General features: G+C 69.9%; 3 protein-coding genes. All 3 read right to left on the reverse strand.

From position 1 onward, the window contains the following. Positions 1 to 858 (reverse strand): matrixin family metalloprotease (locus HPY23_RS26455; protein ID WP_338101104.1); only part of this gene is annotated, 858 nt, incomplete at its 3' end. 525 nt (positions 859 to 1,383) lie between these two features. Continuing rightward, entirely contained in the window at positions 1,384 to 1,578 is a 195-nt protein-coding gene (locus HPY23_RS26460; protein WP_145984665.1) for a hypothetical protein, read from the reverse strand. A gap of 25 nt (positions 1,579 to 1,603) precedes the next feature. Further along, positions 1,604 to 2,804, reverse strand: a 1,201-nt coding sequence (locus HPY23_RS26465; protein WP_210346965.1) for a Hint domain-containing protein, incomplete at its 5' end; no start/stop codon positions are given.

Consider the following 2,804-nt stretch of genomic DNA (forward strand, 5'->3'; position numbering starts at 1 on the left):
CGCGGTGTTGATCGCGAAGTCGAAATACGGCTTCAGGCTGCCGCCGATCGTGGTGTTGTAGCCGAAGGTCTGCGCGGTATTGAGCGGGCCGTTCGTCTGGGCGCCGTAGAGGCGCTGGATCGCGTCGATGTCCACCGGCATCCAGGTGGTGGCGTAGTGGTTGACGCCGTCCCCGGTGGTCCAGTTGGTCCCGGTGATCGGGCTCGGATAGTTCACCTGGCCGTGCGGGTTGAAGTACGACATCAATGTCGAGGTTTCGTTGTCGTAGGGCCCGTATTGCTGGCTGACCGTATTGGTGTTGTTGTAGGGACCGCCATGGCCGAGCCCGAGGGAGTGGCCCACCTCGTGCATCACGGTGCCGGTGCCGTAGCCGCCGGACGCGCCCTGGAAGTCGTTGAGCGAACCGTGCTTGCCGGTCGCCCGCGGGGTCTCGCCCATGTCGAGCGAGATCAGGGCCTTGCCGTCGGCGGGCGGCGTGATCACGCTCGAGCCCACGGGGTGGGGCGTCGAAGCCGTCTCCGCGTAGGCCCGGCCGTCCGCGTTCCGGGTGAACCCGATATTCGCGTCGGCCACCGAGGTCGTCTGCTGGAACGAGATGTTGGCCACCGCCGACCACATGCTCAGGCTGCCGGCGAGGGCGGCCTGCTCGCCGGCGGTCCATTGCGAGGCTGGATCGAAGATGTACTTCAGCGTTCCGCCGCCCGTCCCGGCCGTATTGGTCGCGCCCCAGTGAAACTGCGTCGACGTCGCCGCGTAAGTGTCAGGCGTATCGCCGTTATACGAACTGAAGGACTGGGCCGCCAGGGTTCCATTGGCATTCACGCCAGACAGGTACGCGATCTCCTGCTCGCGTGTCATACCTACGGCGTTCGCCATGATGTGTCCCCCCTGGAATGCTTGGTCTAAAAAGTTGATGGATCGTCAACGGGCCGGCGCGACCGCAGCCGCCCATGAAGATCCTTGCGACAACTTTGCTACCACGCGATCGGGAAACGCAACGGCTCCGCCCGTCTCAAAAGCTGTTCCCACCGTCTCACCGCCGGCGACCGCGACGATCGGTTGCCGGCTGTGTTGGGCCCGCCACACCGGCGGCACGGCTCCTGCGGCCTCGGGGCCCGCGCCGGACCGGGGAAAGCGGGCGATGCGGGCCGCCCGGCCGGAGATCGCGTGCCGGATTGGGCAAGAGGGGGCGAGATGCGAGACGGCGCTTCGGTCGCGGCTGTCCTCGCCGGAGGCGCAGGAGGACGGGCGGCAGGAGATGTCGAGCGGGCTCTCGGCGGGACATCTCGGGACGGGCCCGGTCGGCAACCGTCCCCGAGGACGCAAAAAGGCCCGCGCGACGGGTGCCGCGCGGGCCTTTCTGATGCGGTGGCGTCCCAAGAGCTACGTGGTGGTGCCGAAGCTCGAAGGTGGTGTCGCCCGGGGACGCGCGGCCCTCGAGCGCGCCGTATTGCACCCTGGCCCGAACTCGAGGGCCCGCGCTTCGGGCAGGGGCATGTCGTGGGTCAGCCGCGCCAGGCGCCGGTCGGCGGCGCGGCGGGTGAGGAATGCGTCGAGGGAGAGGGAGCCGGGTCTCATGACCCGGCTTGTCGCACGCCCGGCCTCACGCCGCGAGCCATTCGAACCGCCCGGCCTCGTCCCAGGCGCAGGCCTCGCCGAGGCTGTGGGCGAACACCGCCGAGAGCCGCGCCCGCTCGGCCTCGACCACCGGCCCCTCGACCGCCACCGGCCGGCAGCGGGCGGAGAGCCCCGGCACGACGAAGTCGGGGTTGTGCAGCGCGTGGTCGGAGCCCTCCGTGAAGAACGGCCGGTCGCCCCAGTCGAGGTAGCTCTCGGCCGCCAGGCCTTCGGCCAGCAGGATGTCGTGGGCGTCGAGCTCGACGTGCCAGTAGGTCACCGACGAGACCGGCTCGCGCGCGATGGTGGTGCCGTTGATCAGGCACATCACCGGCACGAGGTGGCCGCCCGCGCCGTTCGCGTCGGCACCGACCAGGACCGGGTGGCCGGGCGAGAGACGCAGGTCGCGGGTGGGCAGCCCGCCACCGAAGGCGCCGGCGCGGACGCGAACCGGCTGCTGGGGCGCCGGCAGGCGGCGGGTGCCCGCGTCGAGGTCGCGGTGACCGATCCAGACGACCGGCCGCAGGGCGCCGGAGGCGGTGACCGCCGCGTCGCCGACCCGCAGGTCCTCGACCGCGACCTCGCCGCGCGCCGTGCGGAGGCGGGTGCCGGTGGTGAAGCACACCGCGACGGTCTGGTCGTCGAAGCGCAGGGTCTGGAAGTTGGTGAGCGTGTCCTTGACCCCGGTGGGCTTGGCGGTGAGGTCCGAGCTGGCTGTGCGCGTCACCACGGTCGCGCCGTTCGCCTGCGTGATCGCGTAGTCGGCCCGGTTCCCGGAGAAGACCGCGGTGTTGGTGCCGGCGCCGCCGTCGATCGTGTTGTCCTTGCCGAGGTTGACGGTGCAGACGTCGTTGCCCGAGCCGCAGGCGACGTTCTGGATGTAGGTCTTGTCGTAGATCGCGATGTTGTTGGTCATCCCGAAGGCGCTGCTGTAGGTGCCCGCGTTCAGGTTCAGCGTCGCGGCCTGGCCGCTCTGGGACAGGTCGAGGGCGTTGCCGCTCGCCGCCGTGCCGTAGAGCGTGACGACCGGCGCGGTGTTGATCGCGAAGTCGAAATACGGCTTCAGGCTGCCGCCGATCGTGGTGTTGTAGCCGAAGGTCTGCGCGGTATTGAGCGGGCCGTTCGTCTGGGCGCCGTAGAGGCGCTGGATCGCGTCGATGTCCACCGGCATCCAGGTGGTGGCGTAG

Origin of the sequence: Methylobacterium ajmalii (assembly GCF_016613415.1) — a bacterium.
GTDB classification, from domain to species: domain Bacteria; phylum Pseudomonadota; class Alphaproteobacteria; order Rhizobiales; family Beijerinckiaceae; genus Methylobacterium; species Methylobacterium ajmalii.